Here is a 20,344-nt window from a genome sequence, read left to right as displayed (position 1 = left end):
AGTCGCTGCTGGATCTGGACGTCCGAGGCCTCAAGGCCCGGTGTGTCTTCGTCCCAAATGATGACCGCGGCTTGCTGGATCGTCTGTGAAGGCTGAGAGCCGACCCCTCGGTCGCCGTAGAGTTGCCTAGTACGCCGTCGAAAGCTTCCTGCGGTATACCCAGGAGTTCACCCGGGAGTCGACCTCGTTCGTAAGGGATCAAGCGTAGGTCTGCGATCCGCAGCTCTTTGGCAGCAGATACCCACGGTAGAAAGAACACAACTGCCATAGCCCCTCGCTTCACTTGGTCATAAGATTGAAGAATCTTAGCTTAGTGGTGAGTGATCAAATGGGACTGATTTCTTCCGCAGGGCTGAATGACTAATACCATGTCGAAGCCGAAGAATTCTAAACTGAAAAAAGCCCCGAAAGGGGCTTTTGTGTGCGTGCAAAAATCATCCTGATAGTTACACGAGTCCGAGAAGGCAGGTCAGAGAGTCAGTACCACACCTATTAGATTGGAGCACTCCCCGGACTTTTATACTGCATATAAATACAGTATAAAAGTCAACCTCCGTTACAAGCCACGACCGAACCTACTGACGATGCGGATCAATACACGTGGCAGCCCCTACTGCACACTCTCCAGCTTTCGCGTGAGCGTAATGAGGGGAGCGGAACACAACCAGGGCGGCATCTTGAAATACCAAGACGCCAGCTTTATCGCGGGAAACCGTGATACAAGGTCTGCTGCCAACCTTACTAGGATTCGCTAATCATGAAAGAGCTACGGACAGCCGCTGAAGTCCTTGAGCGCCTCAGCCATAACCAGGATGCATTACGCGCCGCCGTCGAAGAGCTAGCCAAATGGGTTGGTGATCGAGGAGCAAGCAGTGTGGTGGGAAATGTGAATGGAGCTCTGTCGACTCTCGACGACAACATCGATGCCGTACGGCAAGGCATCGCGGAACTAGTAGCGGCGAGCGTCAAGCAATAGGCGGGCTCAAAATCTGTGTCTCTGCGCGCATGATCGCTACGGCTCGGGCAGTGAGCGGTACCACTCAGCATAGGGCGTGTTAACAGCCTTGTGGCGGTCGTAGTCCGGGCTGCCGTCGCTCCACCATACCGGGCCCCTCTCCCCTAGTGCCCTTTTCGCCTGATCTACTTCTGCTCGAGCTGTGCGCAACTGATCTGCATGATTTGTTGCCTTCGCTACTTTGACGGCTCTCCGCGCCTCCATCAGCATCTGCACCAGCTGCTGGCGCCGGTCATCAGATAGCGCGGGATTGCTGCAGCGCCATAACTGACCTTTGACTACGAAGTAGCGACCGTCTGGTGTCGTATGGCGCATCAAGCAGATCTCGTGAGCTGATTCTTCAAAGACATTACATACGACTCGCAAGCTGCACCGGAGAGATACACGGATCGCTACATGGCGTTAATCGTCAATCGATAAAGTGCTTGAAGCCACGCTGACTCAATGAGCGAGATGGGTGTAATGAGTCTTCATAAGTTCTCTGGAGTACATTTGTACTCAATTACTATTCCGGTCACTAAGTCCCTAACAACCTCCACTCGTGACTATGGCAAGCAGGCACGTGGGGCGCTTTGTTCGCCGGTGAAGCCAGACCCGGGAACATCTGAGGGCTGGACACGGCCTGCAGCGCGGCTGTTGTGAACCATGCCCTGACTGCGTCTGGGTCTTGGCCCTCCGGGCTTACATCCTCATGCTGGCGCACTCCGCGTGGCTCATGGCTTCGATTCATGAGTGCCCGGGCAGACATCATGCGACGTATTGCGGCGACGCTTGCTCCATGGGCATCATGAAATAAAACAACAACAATAAAGGCAGCACCTATGACCTCCCATATCGCCACCGTATTCGCCTTCATCCCGCAGCAGACTCGTGCCTCGAAAGCTCCCCAATGTAGCGACAAGCTGGACAGCCAAGTGGTATCGATCTTCCAGGCGATTGGTATTTCCTATTCGATCCTGGACAGGATGATTGCCCACGACGCCGGCTGTGCAAATGCGGCTGCGGAATTCTTCGTTACAACGCTTATGAAGGACGGCTGGTCATCGAACACATCGCACCGGTTGGTGACAGAGACCGACTGGCAGCACCGGATGTATCGAACATGGAGCGTTTTGAACGCCGAGAACCGCGGGATCGCAACGGCGCTTGACTATGAGGTGTACCAGAACTATTGGCCAAATCTGGAGTTTTGCGCGGATGGGTTTGAAGGGAAGATGGAGCGTTGGATCGCCTGGGCTTGAAGGCGACGCACTGTAGATCGCTTGCTCGGTCACCTGTCACTGACAAGGCACTTTGAAAAATACGAGCCCCCTACTCTCCTGAGCGCTCAAGCCTCGGTCGAGCAAGCTCACGACCGGGGAAGTGCTCGATCCAGGTGATCCCCCCGGCTCGAAATGATCGGATACCAGTCACGCAAAGCCTGCACGCACGATCACATTCAACACTAGGCAGGCCACCTGGGAATTGCACCTGACTTGACCAAGCGTTTTCATCCCATTTGACCATCTGGTTGCATTCGACTTTACCAGCCATTTGCATCGGGCTTGACCAGCGCACGGGTAAGCCTTGACCGGCAGGTATCGACCCAGAGCGGACTGTCACTCAGCCCTTCATGCTTGTCGTCTGGGCGCTTAAAGCTACATCTGCTGTTCAATGTGCAGACGAAGTTGCAGATCGGCGCCGCTCCACCGTCTAGTGTTCTCAGAACATTCGAAAAAATGGATGAGATGCTAATGAATTTGTACCTGGACGCAGCAAAAGCGTTTCTTGACGGTGGCATCGACGCCACTTCGGCGCTCAACAGTGCCTTGAAGGGCGTCTTGCTGCATTCATCAGAAGATGGCTATGCCGGGCATAAGAAATCGTTCGGCCATGCCATGGCGAGCGTTCTGGCAGCGACTGTGGATATCGCACTTCAAGCATACCCTGAGCTGAAACCCGATAGAGATGCGAGGGGAGAAATCGCTAGGGAGTGCTGCAAGAAGGGCTTGCACCAGGACTGAATGACCGCGTCGGCACTCCCAACTGCTATGGGTCGTTAGCAGCCAATAGTGGATGGCTGCTTTCGCCCCTCACCTATACCTGCGACTGGTCAGACCGAATGCAAGTGACTAGTGACGTCGAATGCAAACGTGTGGGTGTGGTCACGTGGGTGCAATTGCGCATCCACGAGGCTATCGGCGGCTTGAGCGGGGACATGCCTGGGTTGTCGGGGCCGACGGCCTGAAGACGCTACGCGAAGCGCTACAGCGGCATGCGCTGTTTGATGCTAACACAGCGCGTCGGCGCTCCTCGGCATCTGGCCACCCTTCGCTCACCAGCGATACACCAAAGCCCCATCTTTCCCCGGCTCAAACCATTGCCATCAAGCTTTACAAACGCCAGAAACGAAAAAGCCCTGCATTGATCAGGGCCTTGCGGCCCGAATAGTGCAACATTTTCTCGCCATCCCTTGCAGTGATTTAGACGCTTTTTCGACACAGTGGCTAGAAATGTCTAGCTACTAAGGATCGCTTCTGGCCATCAGTCTCTCGGTGTGTCATTTTTAACCTAGAGATACCGTTTCTTATCAATTTTTTGCATTGTAAATCAAAGACTCGGTCCAGCTAGCTACAGGTTGTTTGGCGTTATTGAGGGTGTTGTACGACAGCTATGTCGTCTGATGTGTAATTATATTTGTATCCAGAAGAAAGGGGGAGTTAATGGAGTTGAACTTGGAGCATCTTCCAAAGGAGCATGACTTAAGGAAGTTGGTGTGCATTGAGGCGAAAGCTGCCGAGCTAATGAGATCTATTTTTTGTGCATACAAACTTCAAAAAGAGGAGCTCGGCAATTTAAGCTCAGAGATGTTAATGGCTTATCTTTTTGCCGAGAGGCAAATTCGTCATGCTGAAAGCTTTAGCTTATTAAAGGATCAACCAGACAAGCTACTGGTTTCTAGGACTATGTTTGAAGGCGCTTTATTCTTAGCATTTGCAATTAAAAGGAAAGGGAATGAAATTGCAGATAAGTGGAAGCTTCACTTTTTTGTTCAGTGGATTGAAAGCGCCAACGATAAGGGTTTTCCTCCAGAGATGAGGAATCAGATTGAAAGTAATAGAGATGATATAGATAGATTTTTCAGGAGGGAAACTAAAGGGCAAGTGGTATACTCAAGCAAATGGATAAGCACGAATATTCACGATATTGCCCTTTGTTTGGATGACGTATGTAAGTCTATGTATGATAATTACTATAGGCCTATGGCTGAATATCATCACTGGTCGAGCCTCTCTTTGTTCGAGCACTCACATATCAATGATGGTGATGAAGGTTCAATGATCAAGAGAGTGATTGGCGTCATAAATGCCTATTTAATATCTATCTTTAGTACATTGCTTGTTGCTAAGATTTTTCTCACGCTTTTCGATCGTGAAAGTTTTGATGGTATTAAGAGGCTTAAGGAAATAGAGGAAGTTGAGGGGATGCTAAGTGAGCTAGGATTTATAAAGACAAAGAAGGTGATGATGACCAGTAACACATAACGCCGCATTGCACCGGATAATTCGGTGAGTGCAGCGTAAGGGGCCGGTGAACACACCTTCCGAGCCTGCCCGATAAGGTCGATTGTATCTGCGTTTTTTAAGCGGACGCAATTACCCTTAACGCCAGGATCGCCATGAGCCAACGGAAGTCTTACCCGAAATCCTTCAAAGCCCAAGTCGTCCAGGAATGCGAGCCCCCCGGCATTTCCGTGGCCGCTATCGCGATGAGTCACGGGATCAACGCCAACGTCGTTCGACGGTGGATACCGCTGTTCCGCGATCAGCAGACGGTCGCGCTGCCAGAGTTTGTTCCTGTGAAGGTTGCGCTCGCGACCCCCAAACCAAAGCCTCAAGCTTCAGCGATCATCGAGTTGCCATTGGGCGGGCAAACGATCACGGTGACGTGGCCAACCTCAGACCCTGAGGGATGTGCCCGTTTTGTCCGAGGGCTTGCTTTGTGATCCGCATCGATTCCATCTGGCTCGCTACGGCGCCGATGTACATGCGCGCCGGCACCGACACCGCCATGGCGCGGGTGGTCGAAGTGTTCGGTGCGGCGCAGCCGCACTGTGCATATCTGTTCGCCAACCGCCGCGCAACGCGGATGAAAGCATTGGTGCATGATGGCTTCGGTATCTGACTGGCAGCGCGCCGACTGAACCAGGGTTCGACGCTTGAAGGTCGGTTTGCTGGACTTATCCGGAGATATCCAACCTGATATCCTCACGGCCCTATCGCAAAGGTAAGGCTGGGAGCCTGAGATGAGTTTTATCCCGAGCTGTGACAACAGACACGACGCCATTAGCTCTCTTGCTGAGATCTACGCGGTTTCTACCGATGAGATCGAACGAGTGCTTCTAGCCCCGGCAGTGCTGGAAATCGCACAGGTGTACTCTGAAATTAAGCAACCGGAGTTCCATGGGGTTGTTTGGCACCTGCTAAAAGCCTACCCGCGCGATGACATCACCCACGCGTATTACTACCACTCGACGAGTTATGCGGGGTGCGACTCGTGGTTTGCCGAGGGGTTGTTGGGTTCTTCCCAAGGCGTGGGGCGCTTCTTGGATAAGATCATGGAGTGGGTACCCCCCGAAAAACGACCAACTGCAAAACAGCGGGCTGAGGCTATTGTGAAGCTTCGCAGCGAGTATGAAGGGTCTACAGCTGAGGGCACGGGCCCTTACGCGTGGAACACCTTCACTGCTGCAAGCACCAGTGAAAGCGGCATCCGATACCGCGTACCAGAGGCAGCCCAAGATCTATGGTCAAGCAGCTTTTGCGGAAGTGGCGGATTTGTCGACCTGCGCAGTGTTATCGAAGAGCGACTGAAGCCTGTCGTAGTCAAGTTCAAAGGGAAAACGACTGACATCGAGGACTACTGTGCGTCACTTTGGGCCTACCTGCTTTCGGATGACGGAGAATGTCACCTCACCCACACCTTCAAGGGCACCGGACAAACCATTCCCCGCGAGGACATCGCCGCGGTAATTGACGTGTAACGACTTGAAGGTTGAGCCGTATGAATGGCGAAATGATTGATTCGCCGTTCGAATCAATTGTAGGAAGCACGAGCCCCCTGTCCCCCAAGATAAGCGCAAGTGTCTGGCTAAAGAAGGAGCTGGGCGGAGGCTTCAATGTCGCAGGTGGAGGACGGTATGAGGGTGAGCGCTTTACCTCACCGAACAACAAGGTGTCGCTTGATTCGTATACTACGGCTGAATTGACTGGCGTATATCGAAACGAGCACTACGACGTGACGCTGAATGTCAATAGCCTATTTAACCGTGAGTATTTAGTTTCTTCCAAGGCGGGTAGTGATAACTCCAACTACCCCGGGGCGCATCGCAGCGCCAGCCTGCGTGTAGATTATCGCCTCTAACGAATTAGCATCCCGGCCCATGGGGCTTAGCAGTTGTTCGCGATTTACCGTTTTCGACCCGAATCGGTTCTAATGCAGCGTCCAAATCAGGGTTTCAATGGATCGATCCAGCCAGGCCTAAGTCCTGCCACGTATTCTTTGCGTACGTAGGTGAGCGACTCTGCGTATCTCAATTCCCCCTCGATGGCGCCTATGCATCCCCAGCAATCTCCGCCGCAATTACCTGATAGCGTATCAGATGGGTTGGCGAGTAAGCATTTGCAGATCGTGCAGTATTCCGGCTCGTTGCTGTTTGTCATGATCCCGCTCCCCAAACGTCCGGTCTTGGCCGAACTGTGCCATTCGTGGAGGGCAGAAAACGGGCACATCGCGCCCCGGCCCCATTTCGCATTGATTGGATCTCGAGGCAGGCTGGTATCCTAGACTTGGAGCAAACCGGGGCATATAACGGAGATGGTTACCTCACTTGGAGCTCATTCAGAAGGAATAAAAGTGAGTCTGGCGCTCCGGCGTGCGCTTTAACTGAGCGATGCTGATCCCAAGACATTGCATCGTCGGTGCAAAAGTCCCCCACACAATCCATGTTCACTTCGTCATCAAGCAGCCCAATCGGAATCCAGAAGTAAGGCGCATCTCGAAGGGCATTAGGGACAGTAGAGCCACATCGCATACAGAAATCGCTTCTGTACCCACTTGGTTTACGCCAGCTGCTTACTTCGCCTTCTCCTGCCTCCCACCGAAAGTCACTGTCTTTGACAATGGTTGCTAGATTATGGCCAACCCCGGTTTGTTTACGGCAAAGAGAACAATGGCAACGATAAAAAAATCTTGGTTGGACGTTAAGGGAAAATCGAACAGTTCCACAAAGGCATTGCCCTGACAACATACCTATTTCCTTAAAAGAAAAAATCCCAAGTCGTCCATCATCGCCCTAAACGTTGTGCTCGGGAAGGCGTGAAGAACCGCTGCCATTTGTCAGGCCGCTTCATACGCTTCCATTTACGCATGTCATCCCTGCTGCGCCAGCAGCTCACGCGCATGTCACCACTGAACTGGCACGTGGATGCAAGGATTCTCGATGTCTTTACCCCTTACCTATCGCGAGCGGTAGCTGTGTAAGCGTTCTCTAGCGAAGGGCAGCAATCGGCCAAAAGCAGCCACTCCAACAAATGAAAATTTTTTCTTTTTCGTCAGGTTGCAACGATCAATCTTTGGGCGTTAGGCACGAATCAATCCTCTCTAACGCCATCTGAAGTTTCTGCCTGAGCAATGGGAGCTCCGATGCGGTCAATGCATGCGGTCTTCCTGCCATTCCGAGAAACGCGGCTAGGGCGTGGTCAGAGTGCTTCACCAGTGCCACCAAATGCTCGCCTCTCGGGCCATTACTACCGGCCAGCCAATTCTTAACTGTCCGCTCGTTCGCGCTCGTCCAGCGCATCAATGTTTTCGTCGCCTGATGCGTTTCACCAAGCTCCGCATGAAGAGCTTTAGCGATCTCCGCTGCATACTTCTCTGGAGTCAGAAAAGAATTGCCCGTTTTCGTGAACATTTTTCTCTCCCCGGTCTTCTACTTTCAATAGAACTATTTCGAAAAAACGTGGCGACTAATCACGGCTTTGATATCGCCCTAGTAGCCGTGGGTTAGATTGAGGATGTTGTCGATGCACACGCTCATTGGCGCGGGTGATGCTCACAATGGATCAAGCACGACCTTGGCAGCCGCGTATGTCCGCATGTCCACCGAGCACCAGCAGTACTCGACCGAAAATCAGCTCGATGTCATTCGCATTTATGCAGCTTCCCACGCCCTTGAGATCGTTAAGGTCTACACGGATATGGGTAAAAGTGGCCTTCGCCTAGAGGGTCGAGATGCGCTGAAGCAACTGTTCTTCGACGTGGAAAGTGGTCGTGCCAACTATTCAACAATTCTTGTCTACGACGTCAGCCGCTGGGGCCGCTTCCAAGACCCAGATGTCAGCGCCAGCTATGAAGTGCGATGCAGACAAGCAGGTGTCTCGATTCAATACTGTGCGGAGCAGTTCACCAACGATGGTTCGCCGGTATCCAACATCGTCAAAAGCGTGAAGCGGATGATGGCGGGTGAATACAGCCGAGAGCTCTCGGTGAAGGTTTTCGCAGGACAGTCTCGGCTCATTGAGCTTGGTTATCGCCAGGGTGGGCCAGCGGGATTTGGACTCAGGCGGCAATTAATAGACAGCACCGGTTCACCCAAAAGCGAACTGAGCTTAGGTGAACATAAAAGCATTCAAACAGACCGCGTAATTTTAGTACCTGGCCCACCGGGCGAAGTCGAAATGGTGTTGCACATCTACCGACTGTTCGTGGAGGAAGGCAGAAGCGAGCGTGAGATCGCCGATTGGTTAAATGCTCAAGGCGTGCTCAATGACCGTTCTAGAAAATGGTCTAGGGGCACCGTGCACCAAGTACTGATCAACGAGAAGTACGTCGGCAATAACGTGTGGAACCATAGCTCGTTCAAACTTAAACAGACGCGAACGCAAAACCCGCCTGAAGAGTGGGTTCGGGCGAATGGTGCCTTCAGCCCTATCGTCAATTCGATCCTATTTCAAGCCGCCCAGTCGATCATACAAACGCGCTCGTATCGAATGCCCGATGAGGAGATGCTGCACGTATTGAAGGCCATCTATGAAAGTCACGGTTTTTTGTCGGGTCTTGTCATTGATGAGGCAGAGGGGTGTCCTTCAAGCAGTGCCTACCAGCATCGATTTGGAAGCTTGCTTCGCTGTTATTCCCTAATCGGTTACACACCTGCGCGCGACTACCAATACATCGAAGCTAACAAAAGACTTCGCGAGATGCATCCTCTGCTGCTCCAGCAAACCATTTTGAAAATAGCAGAGGTAGGTGGCGATGTTACGGTTGATCCGAACACCGACCTCATGCTGGTTAACCAGGAGTTGTCCATTTCTCTCGTGCTTTGTCGCTGCCAGGTTTCAATCGCTGGCTATAAGCGCTGGAACATTCGTTTCGACTTAGGTCTGAACCCTGACCTGACCATCGCCGTACGAATGAAAGAGCTCGAAGAAGCAGTTCAGGACTACTACGTCCTACCTGCCATCGACATGGCGTCCCCTCACTTACGTCTGACGGAAAGCAATCAGGCCTGCCTCGAGATTTACCGGTTCGAGACATTGGACATCCTCTCGGAACTGACGCGCCGCGCTGATTACAGGAGAGTAGCATGACAGTAATTCAAACGCCTCGCAGAGCCCGGATGCATGTCGCGGAGGAGTCGACGATTCGTCTCATTCCACTGGAAGACATCCGTGTACTCAATCCCCGGGCGCGCAATAAACAAGTCTTCGCCAAATTGGTCGAAAACATCTCAGCCTTAGGCCTTAAGCGTCCGATAACAGTCGCCCCCACAACCAATGGCAACGAAGCGTTTGAGATAGTTTGTGGCCAAGGTCGCTTTGAGGCATTTCAAGCACTAGGTGAGCAAAAAATACCGTGCATCGTTGTGAGTGCTAGCGAGGCGGATCGATACCTGATCGGACTGGTGGAGAACTTGGCGCGCAGGAAACATTCCAATCGCGAGCTTTTGACTGCGATCCAAATTCTTTCGGAACGCGGCTACACCTGCCAGCAGATAGCCGGAAAAACCTGCCTCGATAGTGGCTACATCCAAGGAATTCTAGTGTTGTTACGCCAAGGGGAAGAGCGACTCATTGCTGCCGTCTAGAAAGGATGGCTGTCCATAAAACTAGCCATTGATATCGCCCGCTCTAAGGACAGTGAAGTCCAACAAGCGATGATTGACGCCTACGAAAGCGGTCTACTGAAAGGCGAGCAGCTGATGAAGGTACGCCGTTTGATTGATAGACGGAAAATCTTCGGCAAGCAGTATGGACAAATACCGGCGAGCACGGAGAAGACGACACCTCAAAAGCTCCTTAACACCTATCAAAAGGAAGTACGGCGCCAGAAAGTCATGATCAAAAAATCGGACATCAGCGAGCAACGGCTGCTGATCATCGTTACGGCCATGCGTAAACTGATGGCCGACGACTACTTCAGCACGCTGCTTTGCAACGAAGAAATCCCTGATTTACCCAAGCCGCTCGCAGACCGGATATTTGGGGAGAAGCAGTAATGTCAGAGATCAAGCAGGCTTTCGAGCAACGTGTCATTGCAATTCCAGTGGAACAGATTCTTCCATCACGTAAGGTCGAACACCTGATGCCAGGCAGTAAAAAATACGCCAGCATTTTGAGCTCGATAAAAGAACTAGGCGTGATTGAACCATTGGTGGTTCATCCCAAGCAGGTCATCGCTGATGGGATATCTTCGTTCATGCTGTTGGATGGACACCTTCGGCTAGAAGCCCTCAAGTCACTCGGTGCGACTGAGGCCCTTTGCCTGATTTCTACGGATGACGAAGGCTTTACCTACAATCGGCAAATCAACCGGCTAACGCCGATACAAGAACATAAAATGATCGTCTCTGCGTTGAGAAAGGGTATCGAAGCCTCTCGTATTGCAACAGTGCTAGGGATCAATGTGGATCGAGTCCACGCACGAGAAAATCTACTGCGAGGCATCGCACCAGAGGCAGCGGAAATGCTTAAGGTACGCATGGTGTCGCAGGATGTATTTCGCTGCCTTCGTCAGATGAAACCAATTCGGCAGATCGAAACGGTTGAAATGATGATCTCGGCCAATTGCTTCACCAGAAATTACGCTCAAATGGTGTTGGCAGCGTCTCGTCCTGAGATGCTGATTGAACAAAAGAAAAAGCCAACCAGTGAAGTCAGTGCAGTGGACATTGCACGCATGGAGCGGGAAATGGAAAACCTGCAACATGACTATAAACAAGTCGAAGATACCTTGGGTGAAACGATGCTGGTCTTGGTTGTGGCCAAAGGGTACCTCATGCGTCTTCTTCGAAATCAAGCCATTGCTCTTTACCTGACGCACCATTACGCAGAACTGCTTGAGGAACTGGTCTCAATAATGGAGGCGGTGACATCAGATGCCCGCCAGCTAGAGCGGGAATAACAATACGGCATTAAAGGACTAAGCTGATCTTTTCCACGGAGGAATCGAGATGTCCAACGCAGACCTGCTCCCTTCCCTGCTGTTCAAACTCAACGAAAATCAGCTCGCTTTGGAAGCTGCCATATTGGAGCTTTCAAACTGGGTCGAGCAACGCGGGTCGTAAGCGTCCGGCAGACACACCTTGACCACACCATTCTCCCCCGTGCTCCTCAAAACCACGCTCATTTGCAAGGCTTTAGTAAGCGCTTGGTTAAGTCACCGTGGTTCGGAATTCGCGCTTAGAAAACTCAATAGATAGTGAAGTGGGACGCCTCAGACCTCGGCAGATGGTGCGGATAAGATAAAGATTCGGTCGTCTTGGATTACCAGACCCATTCTCCGCGCCTTAGCTTCGGTTATCAGCGCCCATTATCAGACTGAGGAGCTTTTTAGCAGGTCAACTCCGAGCGCGAGAACGTTCGTTCAGCTACTGCCCTTATGCTGATGAGGTTGCCAGATTTGCACGGGCCCACTCCTCAGCGGTCGTGACTTGAGCCGACTGCTGCGCGTTGAAAGTGCCTGCTTTAGGCCAGGCCACGCCTCTGCCCTGAGCGAACACAGCGCGGTACTTCTTGATGTGATGCGTTGGGTCTTTCTCCAATTCTTGGAGCAAGTACGGAACAGTCCATACGTTACGTTTGAACGGGCGGCCCACTAAACGTTCGAGGAGGCTCGCAACCTCTCCGTACGTCACGGTGTCTCCCGAGAGGTACACAATCTGATTGCGGAAGCGAGGTTCGAAGAAAACGATTTCCGCTGTCAACGCACCAATGTCGTCTGGAGTCGTAAGCGTCACGCTGGTCTCAAGACTGCCCAGCGCGTTCACGGTATCGTTTTCGAAGTCAACCACCTCGAATACAGGCTCGAAAAGGAAACTGGTGAACATACCCGTCGAGATGATTACCCATTCAGTTTTATCCTGGGCTCGAAGCAATTCGCGAACATCAAGCTGAGCATCGAACAGATCCTGAGGACTGCCCCGACCGATTACCTCGAAGTCGACACCAAACTGCCACGGGAAGTAGCGCTTCACACCGGACTTCAGAGCAGCGGTAGCCAGTTTCATCGGGGTTTCCCGGCCTGCAACCATGCCTGCACAGCCGATTACGGTATCGAAACGTGCGAAAACTTCAGCCAACTGATCGATTGAGTCATTCACGAGGTCTGCGACTACCATTTGGATGCCGAGCCCCCGAAGCTCATCGATTTGGACCTTTTTCTCGGGTACCTCAGTGTTGATGGTCGAATCCCTGAGCAGCACGCTGATTGTGGAACCGGGCGCGCACTTTGCTACTCGCGCAAGATTGCGCAGAACCGGCAGCCCAAGCTCACCGGCGCCTAGAACGAGAATGGATTGGGGGGAAAGCTGGGTCACTTCGGTCATGATTTCTCCTGAGACCTGTTGCCTGTAAGATGAACAAATGCTTGCACGATTAGGCAACGTTCGTAAGAAGGCACACCTGTGATACCAGAGAATGAAATGACCGATCAGGAGGCTCTCAGCCAGGCAGAAACAATTTGCCGAACGCTTAAAGAAGACGATGATGGCGTCAGACGAGAAGTGCTTGCTCACGCAGGTAGCCGCTGGTCGTTAGGTATTCTGCATGCCCTGGGGGTGTACGGCACGATGCGCCATGCCGAAATAAAAAGGCAGATGACTGGGGTGACTCAGCGGATGTTAACCAAGACGCTACGCTCCATGGAGCGGGATGGCCTAGTGGTTCGGCGGGAGTTCGGTGAGATTCCGCCACGTGTCGAGTATGAGCTGACGCCGCTGGGTATGGGACTGTTGATCCGCATGTCACCTATCTGGACTTGGGTTGTCGAGAACGTTGAGGGTTTCCGCAAGGCGCGGCGTATTTTCGACAGTCAAGATGACAAAAAACCCGCATGGCAAATACCTGCATCGACACCATTAGATTCAGACGCGTCGGACTGAATGTAGCTCATAGCGTGTTAGGAGCCCTGTGCCCATTGATGCGGTAGTAATTGGTCAATTGCACTGGCCCTCTGTGTCGGCAACCGCGTCAGTACATCCTTGAGATACGCGAACGGATCATGCCCATTCATGCGTGCCGATTGAATCAAGCTCATAATTGCCGCCGCTCGTTTACCGCTGCGCAGTGATCCGGCGAAGAGCCAATTCGAACGGCCAAGGGCCCAAGGCCGGATCGTATTTTCGACCCGGTTGTTGTCGATGGGCACAGCACCATCATTGAGGTAGCGCGTCAGCGCTACCCAGCGTTTCAGGCTGTAATCCAGAGCCTTGGCCGTGGCCGAGCCCTCGGGCACAAGTTCGCGCTGAGCCAGCATCCACTCATGCAACTTCTCCGCGATAGGAATCGCCATTTCTTGACGTAATCGCCAGCGATCTTCATCGCTCATCTCTTTGGCCTTTCGTTCAACCTCGTATAGGCCGCCGATTGAGTGCAGCGCCTGTTCGGCCAGTTGGCTTTTGTTCGCCACATGCAGGTCGAAGAACTTGCGGCGAGCATGGGCCATGCAGCCGATTTCGGTGATGCCCCCTTCGAAGCCGGCCTTGTAGCCTGCGAAGTCATCGCAGACCAGCTTGCCGTTCCAAGTGCCCAGGAAGTTGCGCGCATGTTCGCCAGCACGGCTCGGGCTGAAGTCATAGACCACCGCCTTCAGTGCCGAGAATGGTGTCGTGCAGTAGGCCCAGACATACGCTCGGTGCGTTTTCTTTTCACCCGGTGCCAGCATCTGCACGGGTGTTTCATCGGCATGGACGACTCGCTGGGCCAGCACTGCCTCGCGCAGTGCTTCCACGAGCGGTTGCAGTTGTACGCCGGTTTGACCCACCCACTGCGCCAATGTCGAACGGGCGATGGGCAGCCCGGCGCGGCCGAAGATTGTCTCTTGGCGATACAGCGGCAGATGGTCGGCGAACTTGGCCACCATGATGTGGGCCAGCAGGCCTGCGGTCGGGACGCCTTTGTCGATGACGTGCGCCGGTACCGGCGCCTGGATTAGCGTTTCGCACTGCTCGCAGGCCCACTTTCCACGGATGTGACGCTCGACGGTGAATACGCCGGGCGTGTAGTCGAGCTTTTCGCTGGCGTCTTCGCCGATGCGCTTGAGGGCGCAGCCGCACTGGCAGTGGCTGTTGTCCGGTTCGTGATGGATCAGTGTGCGAGGAAACTGCGGTGGCAGCGGTGCGCGCTTGGGTTGCTGGCGCACTTTGGCTTCGACAGGTGCCGGTTGCAGCGCCTCAAGTTCGGCTTCGATAGCGGCGATATCCGTATCGATCAAGTCGTCGAGCAGGCTGGCTTGACCCGGGCTCAACTGCTCGCTGCGCTTGGCAAACTTGAAGCGTTTGAGCAGCGCGATCTCGTGGGCCAGTTTCTCGTTGACCGACTTGTGATGAGTGATTTGCTTGTCCATTGTCTCGACGCGCTGGATCAACTGCGCCGCCAGGGCACGCAGTTGTTCAGGGTTTAATTGATCGAGATTTGGATGCAAAGTCATGCCGCCGATTTTGCCAGAGAGGGCTGATGGCGACGATAGACTGATGGGCCAATTGCGCTGGCAAGCACGCCATGGCAGATGTTAAAGCATCGAGATGATTCCGCCTGCACCGACGCGCTGCCAAGGTAAACCGAGCACCAGGGCCTGAAGTTGCTCGGCATCCAACTCAACTTCGGAGCCGTGTCGCACACCCGGCCAGAAGAAGCGTCATTGATTCAAACGCCGGGCGGCAAGCCAAATCCCCACGCCGTCATGCACCAGCACTTTCATTCGATTGGCGCGGCGGTTGGCGAACAGATAGGCACAGTGCGGCTTCGCCGCACCGAACACCGCCACGACTCGTGCGAGCGCGGTTTCAGTGCCGGCGCGCATGTCCATGGGCTCGGTGGCGAGCCAGATGGAATCGACGCGGATCATCGCAGCAGGTCTCGTAGGAAAGCAGAACACGCCGCTGCATTTTCTGCTGGCCAACTCACCACGACTACACCTTTTGGATGCGGCACTTCGATTCGGATCGTGGCAGGAAGGGCCTGATGCATCGGCACCGGCGGCGAAGTCTTGACCGGGATGAAGGCAGTTTGCAGTGCCAGGTTTTTCTGCGCATGCACCCGAATCCATTTATGGACGAGGTTTGCATTGAGGTTGTGGGTCAAGGCGACATTGGCAATTGAAGTGTCAGGATGGGCGCACTCAGCAATGACCTGGGCCTTGAAGGACTTGGAATAGGAACGGCGTTCTTGTGGCATGGGCGTCCGCTTAAAAAGGCTAAAAATGGTGTCCACTTAAATTTAGGTGGACACCATCGCCTTAACCGATGGCATCAGGAAGATGTGTTGCCCGGACGGTTACCGCGGGTCAGCCGATGTCGCTGACAACGTGCGCGGAGCCCTGGAAGCCATCGACAAAAACGAAGAGTGCATCAAGGTGACGCTCTCAGTCATGATGGCGCCTGAATGACGACTATCAGCTATTTGCAGTCGTTAGCGAATGTCTGCAATGGGTCGATTTCTGCCGGTCAAGACGTACCCTTGTGCTGGTCAATGCACCAGCCCACACAAATAACCAGCTTTGTACAGCTGGTAATCGATGGCAGCTGATAGAAATGGCCGGCCTTAAGACGAAGGCGTTAGATTTCTGTCGCCGATCGCTTGTGAGCTTCTGCTTCGTTAGCCCCACACGACCGTAGCTGGAACTCAGGGTCTAAAGGCATAAGCCTCGCAAACGATCCTCGCTCACTCTCCAGACATTTCAATGAACGCCTGGACGAGCGGCTTAGAAATCGTGAACCCAGGCGACGCTGTATGGTGGTCGCTAGGCTGCTACCTTCAACGGTCAGGCTAGAGCCAACCGTTCTCAGATGTCATGGATGAAGGCCTGGTAGTTGCGATGATGACGTCGTCCTCTGGTGTCACCGTTGCCAGGTACCCCTCAGATTTCATCGCGCCCACCAACCTCTGGTTTGACTCAGTGTTTCTTACCTTAATCTTCTTGACCTTCGCGCTCACGGTTTTGAAGTCCTCATCGTCGAGCAACCCAAGAGCTGCAGCAACGTCCGGCCACTTCATCCCAGCCAGACATTGTGTCAGCATTTCAGAGCGCTGTTCCGGGGTGAGGCTTGCGTTGCGAACCAGATGTCGCAGCACAGGCGTCAGCGAATCAGCAAACTTTTCGCCAGCTTGGTTGGCTAGCGTAGATACACGGCCGATCTCAGGAACCGCTTCGGGTTTGCTTTCAATCGTCTCCAAGCTAAGCCCTGACCACATCTGAATTTTCTGTGTGAGTGGTAACGCTTTGCTTCTGCTCAGCGTGAGCATCGAGTCGAGTTGGAGCGAGCCGATATCGATCTCTGCCTTCGCTAGATCCCACCGCTCAGCCAGGTAGTGGCCTTCGAGGTGTGGGCAAGTACTCAATACGATGTCCCTGACCTCCGAGCTGTATGGAAGGAATGATGAGGCCACCAGCATGACCCAGCGCCCCGCAGGTAAGACCGCTTTGATCATTGATAGATCTTGGAGCACGACTCCATCGAGCAATACCTTGAGCACGTCATTACTGATGCTGGGTGAGCTCAGAAGATACTGCTGCAGCGCCCAGTCTGCGCTCGTTGACTGCCACAGCGTCCCCTTGAGAGACAATGCATTCCGAGCGATGAAGGCGGTGAACCGCGTTGTGGGTTCCGATCCGATTTCTTCGCCCGAAACGTGGCCGTCTGGTGCAATGAGTTTCTCAAAAAAGATCCACACAGCGTCAGCTTTGGCCACCAGGCGATCACTTTCAAGTGCCTTACCCCAAAGATGTCTTGGGGCGTCATTGAGTGCGTGCAAGTCACAGGTCGTGTGATCGAAGAGTCGATTTGTCAGGTCGTCATCTGAGTCCAGTTCTGCTAATAAACTGGCCAAAGAATCGCTTGATTCATCCAGGACAGCAGACTGACCTAGCAATGCGCTACCGAGCTCATCGGCGTGAGATAGCAGATAATCACCGAGCCCATTGATGCCCAAAGTCTGCAGTCTACGCAGAGACACGATGCCCGCATCTGCAGGATCAGATTTGGCCTCTTTAGAATCCCGCCCAGCTTCCGACTTCGCGCATATCAGCGATAGCATTGGCAGGTTGATCTTGATGCAGCGCCAGGCGATCAGCCTTTCGAGGTCTGCGAGACTCATCATATGGCCCAGTGATGCAAACCGGACTGGGTAAGCCCTGAGCCACGCCCAAGCTCCCACATTGCTCTCTAATCCTGACATTAGTCGCGAGGCATCTTCCAGCCAATCGATCGTAGGAACCAGATCCGTTGAAGCGTCATCGGCCAGGATCTTGAAGTCGGATTCTGACAGGTTGTCGGCGATTACTTTGACGAGGGACTGACGGGCCTCGCTTCCATCAAACACGCCGCCAGCGTCCCCAGTGTCCCTAGCGTCGAAAAGGCTCTGAAACAGTTTGGGTTCGAGGCGGTACACGGCGCGGATAAATTCAGTCGCTTCTGTTCGGTTCAAAAGTTCGCGTACAGCGACGGCCATCCGTTCGGGGTGTTCGTTGAGGCCGCTCTTAAGTATGTGGCTTAGCTGGGCATCTGCTGAGTTAGTTACGAACGAGGTTGGTCGGGCGCTGAGACAGGCGATCAAATCGACAATGATCCCCCTGCCCTCGTCGAGCTCGTCGCTCTTAAGCTTCTCCAGCACGGTACTCGGGCTATCGACAGGCGTGGATACCTCAGGCAGCACACCACGTCTCAGCGAAAGGATCAGATCTTTGTCACCAGGTGTCAGCGAACCTTGATAGAAATAACCAAGGTAGTCCGTGTAGTCGGCGTCTAGGAAACCATGCAGCATCAGATAGCTCACGACGTTCAAGCCTGGAAGTTTGTTTCTTACGACATCCCCATAGCCTTTTTTGACGGCAGTACAGAAGGACATCCGGATGACCTGATCCGATTGTCTCTGCACCGCTGCGATTTCGTCCGCGATGGTGCTAAGTCGTCGCCCTAGCAATGCATGGCGCCGCTCATAGGATGTAGCATTGAGCAGCTCAGTCATTGAGACGTCCCGAGAGGCGTAACTAGTCGTCTGCCCATATTGCTGCACGGCATCCGTTGTGAGGGTCGTGGCATTACTCTTCAGTAAGTCGAATACCTCGTCGGTTACGAATTGCTGCGGCGTGTACCGGGTACCACCGCCTCGGACATGAGTCGCGAGGCTGGAATCGGTCAATCGAAGAAGCGTGAACCAAACGTAGGCCCTCAGCTCAGTAACATTGTTGGCCAGTTCGGCGACTCGCTCATCCCGCTCACGTCGCAACTCGTCAAGCCGTCTGGCGTGGACGCTGTTCTGCTGGATTTTCCAGGCATCGAGGCCCTTGATGACCCCATAGATCGCCCCCCGCCGTTTGACCAGGTCGGCGTACGCGCCGGGATGCAAATTGCGAATGGCGACTATCGCAAACAGCTTATCTGGCTCTAGGCGTAGGCCGCTGGCAAGGATATTTGAGAACATATCGAATTCATTGACGATATTTTTCACCAGCCGGAGGTCATCGATGTAGTAGCAGACCGTCTCCACCAGTCGACGGTCGAGGTGTTCGCCCAAAGGTTTCGATTTGAAGGTTCGATGGTTCAGCAGCTCCATCATCTTTTCTTGGGAGTTTTCCGAGTTGATGACGGGGATCACTGGGACGATGAGGTCAAAAAACTTGGTTTTCTCGCCGACGACGAACATTTCATCGCGCAGCGCGTAGACGAAATAGACGGGGCGTTTCACCTGAGGTGATTGCTTGATGATGAAATTGATCTCTCGCAATCGGGTGAACACGTCATGGATGCCGAACCGGTCGAGATCCTCAATGATCACCACGTCAATGCTGCTGCGTTCAAAGCAGTAAATGATTTCATCGATATTTTTGTGCAGGACGGAGCCATGGTGGGTGGTCTCCAGTTTCCCACCTTTGAGCGTCAACCCATCGATACTGAACAGCGAACCCAGCCTCAGGCACGTGTGTAGCAGGTGTATGCACCCTAACGCGGCGATTCCGACGGCGAGCGGGCTCGGGATCCACAGCAGCCATTCCAGGAGCCAGGCTGGTTCAATCTTGGGCAGCTTCTCTGCCACAGGAACGTACAGTCTCAGCGCAGCCAGAATGAGGACGCTATAGCAGAGCGTTTTCCACCAAATCTTCAGGCCGGAAGCCTGATCGATTCTCTTAAGGCGGGTCTTGGGAAGCGTCTTTGCTGGGACGGCGTACAGGAGCTGCTGGACGATCGTCTCCTCAATCCGAGCAACGAGATCAGATTCAGCCTTGTTTGCCTCGGATTTAGATTCCTGCCCTGCCTTGGTGGAGGATTCAGAGGGCCGCGAAGAGTCCGAGGCCACGTCGGTATCGCTAACAAGCTCAGACGCCCCGGAGATTTCGTTATCCTTGCCGAAGGTAGCCAACGAAACAAACGCGTAGACAAACTCTGGGTGGCGGTGGACGAAGGTGCGAAGCACGCTGCTCTTCCCTGCCCCGTACTCCCCCGTAATAGCGATGTTCCTGACTTGATCGTTCCTCAGACCGTTCAATAACTCACGTTCATACCGCTGTATCTTCGCAGGCTCAATGAGCACAGGGGTTAGCGGCTGAAACAGATTTTCATGAGTAGGTATGGCCAAGAACGCATATGCGGCCTTATAAGCAGCGACGACCGCGCAAGGGTATCGCTTCAGGGCGGCCAGCTTGCGGCGAGTCTCGTTGTTCCAGACGATATAGGCATGTAATGCCCGGTGATAGATGGCGCGCAAGCGAATGAACATCCGTGTCTCCAAGCAGGCTGGCGGCTACCAGGCATTCATCTGCCAAAGACTGAATGATCGATCTTGGGTCTGAGCG

Annotated in this window: 20 protein-coding genes and 2 pseudogenes; 13 read left to right on the top strand and 9 right to left on the bottom strand. The window is 53.5% G+C overall.

The features are described from left to right. The first annotated feature begins 757 nt into the window (after positions 1-757). Positions 758-976: a hypothetical protein gene (locus AC3I65_RS12315; protein ID WP_163858604.1), complete on the top strand. Its 219-nt coding sequence runs from the start codon at positions 758-760 to the stop codon at positions 974-976. A 36-nt stretch (positions 977-1,012) separates the two neighbouring features. Here the strand turns inward: AC3I65_RS12315 and AC3I65_RS12310 are convergent, their stop codons facing one another. Next, complete coding sequence (locus AC3I65_RS12310; RefSeq protein ID WP_488523805.1) at positions 1,013-1,330, bottom strand: hypothetical protein; 318 nt, start codon at positions 1,328-1,330, stop codon at positions 1,013-1,015. A 506-nt stretch (positions 1,331-1,836) separates the two neighbouring features. Between AC3I65_RS12310 and AC3I65_RS12305 the strand changes: the two genes are divergently transcribed. From AC3I65_RS12305 to AC3I65_RS12270, 8 genes are all read left to right on the top strand, one after another. Beyond that, positions 1,837-2,256 (top strand): hypothetical protein, encoded by a 420-nt coding sequence (locus AC3I65_RS12305; protein WP_488523804.1) that lies wholly within the window; start codon positions 1,837-1,839, stop codon positions 2,254-2,256. 492 nt (positions 2,257-2,748) lie between these two features. Further along, the gene (locus tag AC3I65_RS12300; RefSeq protein WP_488523803.1) at positions 2,749-3,018 is read left to right on the top strand and encodes a hypothetical protein; all 270 of its coding nucleotides are present in this window, start codon (positions 2,749-2,751) and stop codon (positions 3,016-3,018) included. A gap of 98 nt (positions 3,019-3,116) precedes the next feature. Beyond that, on the top strand, positions 3,117-3,242 hold the full coding sequence (locus AC3I65_RS12295) for a hypothetical protein (RefSeq protein WP_488523802.1): 126 nt from the start codon (positions 3,117-3,119) through the stop codon (positions 3,240-3,242). Positions 3,243-3,717: 475 nt separating this feature from the next. Further along, positions 3,718-4,539 (top strand): DUF5677 domain-containing protein, encoded by an 822-nt coding sequence (locus tag AC3I65_RS12290; protein WP_488523801.1) that lies wholly within the window; start codon positions 3,718-3,720, stop codon positions 4,537-4,539. A gap of 134 nt (positions 4,540-4,673) precedes the next feature. Further along, entirely contained in the window at positions 4,674-5,000 is a 327-nt protein-coding gene (tnpA, locus tag AC3I65_RS12285; RefSeq protein WP_488523800.1) for an IS66-like element accessory protein TnpA, read from the top strand. Further along, on the top strand, positions 4,997-5,179 hold the full coding sequence (gene tnpB, locus AC3I65_RS12280) for an IS66 family insertion sequence element accessory protein TnpB (protein WP_488523799.1): 183 nt from the start codon (positions 4,997-4,999) through the stop codon (positions 5,177-5,179). Before tnpA (AC3I65_RS12285) ends, tnpB (AC3I65_RS12280) begins: the two co-directional genes overlap by 4 nt. A gap of 121 nt (positions 5,180-5,300) precedes the next feature. Further along, positions 5,301-6,038: a hypothetical protein gene (locus AC3I65_RS12275; protein ID WP_488523798.1), complete on the top strand. Its 738-nt coding sequence runs from the start codon at positions 5,301-5,303 to the stop codon at positions 6,036-6,038. Positions 6,039-6,058: 20 nt separating this feature from the next. Continuing rightward, the gene (locus AC3I65_RS12270) at positions 6,059-6,418 is read left to right on the top strand and encodes a hypothetical protein (RefSeq protein ID WP_488523797.1); all 360 of its coding nucleotides are present in this window, start codon (positions 6,059-6,061) and stop codon (positions 6,416-6,418) included. 457 nt (positions 6,419-6,875) lie between these two features. Here the strand turns inward: AC3I65_RS12270 and AC3I65_RS12265 are convergent, their stop codons facing one another. From AC3I65_RS12265 to AC3I65_RS12255, 3 genes and pseudogenes are all read right to left on the bottom strand, one after another. Beyond that, positions 6,876-7,304 carry a GFA family protein gene (locus AC3I65_RS12265; RefSeq protein ID WP_165887427.1) on the bottom strand — a complete coding sequence of 143 codons (429 nt, stop codon included), beginning with the start codon at positions 7,302-7,304 and terminating at the stop codon, positions 6,876-6,878. Positions 7,305-7,389: 85 nt separating this feature from the next. After that, positions 7,390-7,498 (bottom strand): annotated as a pseudogene (locus tag AC3I65_RS12260) (DUF1289 domain-containing protein); the annotation flags it as partial. Between the two features lie 124 nt (positions 7,499-7,622). Then, complete coding sequence (locus AC3I65_RS12255) at positions 7,623-7,967, bottom strand: hypothetical protein (protein ID WP_488523796.1); 345 nt, start codon at positions 7,965-7,967, stop codon at positions 7,623-7,625. A gap of 112 nt (positions 7,968-8,079) precedes the next feature. On the opposite strand from AC3I65_RS12255, the gene AC3I65_RS12250 reads away from it, so the two are divergent. The 3 genes and pseudogenes from AC3I65_RS12250 to AC3I65_RS12240 all read left to right on the top strand — a co-directional run bounded on the left by AC3I65_RS12250 (position 8,080) and on the right by AC3I65_RS12240 (position 11,458). Further along, a complete protein-coding gene (locus AC3I65_RS12250; RefSeq protein WP_488523795.1) occupies positions 8,080-9,645 on the top strand; it encodes a recombinase family protein in 1,566 nt (521 codons plus the stop codon). Next, positions 9,642-10,553 (top strand): annotated as a pseudogene (locus tag AC3I65_RS12245) (ParB/RepB/Spo0J family partition protein). The gene AC3I65_RS12250 and the pseudogene AC3I65_RS12245 overlap by 4 nt, the downstream one beginning before the upstream one ends. Then, positions 10,553-11,458, top strand: coding sequence for a plasmid partitioning protein RepB C-terminal domain-containing protein (locus AC3I65_RS12240; RefSeq protein ID WP_488523794.1), 906 nt, complete (start codon positions 10,553-10,555; stop codon positions 11,456-11,458). Before AC3I65_RS12245 ends, AC3I65_RS12240 begins: the two are co-directional and overlap by 1 nt. A gap of 475 nt (positions 11,459-11,933) precedes the next feature. Here the strand turns inward: AC3I65_RS12240 and AC3I65_RS12235 are convergent, their stop codons facing one another. Continuing rightward, complete coding sequence (locus AC3I65_RS12235; protein WP_488523793.1) at positions 11,934-12,881, bottom strand: aromatic alcohol reductase; 948 nt, start codon at positions 12,879-12,881, stop codon at positions 11,934-11,936. Positions 12,882-12,977: 96 nt separating this feature from the next. Between AC3I65_RS12235 and AC3I65_RS12230 the strand changes: the two genes are divergently transcribed. Further along, entirely contained in the window at positions 12,978-13,436 is a 459-nt protein-coding gene (locus AC3I65_RS12230) for a winged helix-turn-helix transcriptional regulator (RefSeq protein ID WP_488523792.1), read from the top strand. 17 nt (positions 13,437-13,453) lie between these two features. Here the strand turns inward: AC3I65_RS12230 and tnpC are convergent, their stop codons facing one another. The 4 genes from tnpC to AC3I65_RS12210 all read right to left on the bottom strand — a co-directional run bounded on the left by tnpC (position 13,454) and on the right by AC3I65_RS12210 (position 20,268). Beyond that, a complete protein-coding gene (gene tnpC / locus AC3I65_RS12225; RefSeq protein ID WP_488523791.1) occupies positions 13,454-14,983 on the bottom strand; it encodes an IS66 family transposase in 1,530 nt (509 codons plus the stop codon). A 207-nt stretch (positions 14,984-15,190) separates the two neighbouring features. Continuing rightward, on the bottom strand, positions 15,191-15,400 hold the full coding sequence (gene tnpB, locus AC3I65_RS12220; protein WP_488523790.1) for an IS66 family insertion sequence element accessory protein TnpB: 210 nt from the start codon (positions 15,398-15,400) through the stop codon (positions 15,191-15,193). After that, positions 15,397-15,729, bottom strand: coding sequence for an IS66-like element accessory protein TnpA (gene tnpA / locus AC3I65_RS12215; protein ID WP_488523789.1), 333 nt, complete (start codon positions 15,727-15,729; stop codon positions 15,397-15,399). Before tnpA (AC3I65_RS12215) ends, tnpB (AC3I65_RS12220) begins: the two co-directional genes overlap by 4 nt. Positions 15,730-16,320: 591 nt before the next feature. After that, complete coding sequence (locus AC3I65_RS12210; RefSeq protein ID WP_488523788.1) at positions 16,321-20,268, bottom strand: YobI family P-loop NTPase; 3,948 nt, start codon at positions 20,266-20,268, stop codon at positions 16,321-16,323. Between the last annotated feature and the right edge of the window lie 76 nt (positions 20,269-20,344).

The sequence above is a fragment of the Pseudomonas sp. N-1-13 genome, assembly GCF_057787095.1.
This window is presented reverse-complemented; position numbering and strand designations above follow the sequence as displayed.

Excerpts from the sequence above, each read along its gene's own strand:
- AC3I65_RS12315 (WP_163858604.1), top strand. The coding sequence starts at position 758 with ATGAAAGAGCTACGGACAGCCGCTGAAGTCCTTGAGCGCCTCAGCCAT.
- AC3I65_RS12310 (WP_488523805.1), bottom strand. The coding sequence starts at position 1,330 with ATGCGCCATACGACACCAGACGGTCGCTACTTCGTAGTCAAAGGTCAG.
- AC3I65_RS12305 (WP_488523804.1), top strand. The coding sequence starts at position 1,837 with ATGACCTCCCATATCGCCACCGTATTCGCCTTCATCCCGCAGCAGACT.
- AC3I65_RS12300 (WP_488523803.1), top strand. The coding sequence starts at position 2,749 with ATGAATTTGTACCTGGACGCAGCAAAAGCGTTTCTTGACGGTGGCATC.
- AC3I65_RS12295 (WP_488523802.1), top strand. The coding sequence starts at position 3,117 with ATGCAAGTGACTAGTGACGTCGAATGCAAACGTGTGGGTGTGGTCACG.
- AC3I65_RS12290 (WP_488523801.1), top strand. The coding sequence starts at position 3,718 with ATGGAGTTGAACTTGGAGCATCTTCCAAAGGAGCATGACTTAAGGAAG.
- tnpA (WP_488523800.1), top strand. The coding sequence starts at position 4,674 with ATGAGCCAACGGAAGTCTTACCCGAAATCCTTCAAAGCCCAAGTCGTC.
- AC3I65_RS12275 (WP_488523798.1), top strand. The coding sequence starts at position 5,301 with ATGAGTTTTATCCCGAGCTGTGACAACAGACACGACGCCATTAGCTCT.
- AC3I65_RS12270 (WP_488523797.1), top strand. The coding sequence starts at position 6,059 with ATGAATGGCGAAATGATTGATTCGCCGTTCGAATCAATTGTAGGAAGC.
- AC3I65_RS12265 (WP_165887427.1), bottom strand. The coding sequence starts at position 7,304 with ATGTTGTCAGGGCAATGCCTTTGTGGAACTGTTCGATTTTCCCTTAAC.
- AC3I65_RS12255 (WP_488523796.1), bottom strand. The coding sequence starts at position 7,967 with ATGTTCACGAAAACGGGCAATTCTTTTCTGACTCCAGAGAAGTATGCA.
- AC3I65_RS12250 (WP_488523795.1), top strand. The coding sequence starts at position 8,080 with ATGCACACGCTCATTGGCGCGGGTGATGCTCACAATGGATCAAGCACG.
- AC3I65_RS12240 (WP_488523794.1), top strand. The coding sequence starts at position 10,553 with ATGTCAGAGATCAAGCAGGCTTTCGAGCAACGTGTCATTGCAATTCCA.
- AC3I65_RS12235 (WP_488523793.1), bottom strand. The coding sequence starts at position 12,881 with ATGACCGAAGTGACCCAGCTTTCCCCCCAATCCATTCTCGTTCTAGGC.
- AC3I65_RS12230 (WP_488523792.1), top strand. The coding sequence starts at position 12,978 with ATGACCGATCAGGAGGCTCTCAGCCAGGCAGAAACAATTTGCCGAACG.
- tnpC (WP_488523791.1), bottom strand. The coding sequence starts at position 14,983 with ATGACTTTGCATCCAAATCTCGATCAATTAAACCCTGAACAACTGCGT.
- tnpB (WP_488523790.1), bottom strand. The coding sequence starts at position 15,400 with ATGATCCGCGTCGATTCCATCTGGCTCGCCACCGAGCCCATGGACATG.
- tnpA (WP_488523789.1), bottom strand. The coding sequence starts at position 15,729 with ATGCCACAAGAACGCCGTTCCTATTCCAAGTCCTTCAAGGCCCAGGTC.
- AC3I65_RS12210 (WP_488523788.1), bottom strand. The coding sequence starts at position 20,268 with ATGTTCATTCGCTTGCGCGCCATCTATCACCGGGCATTACATGCCTAT.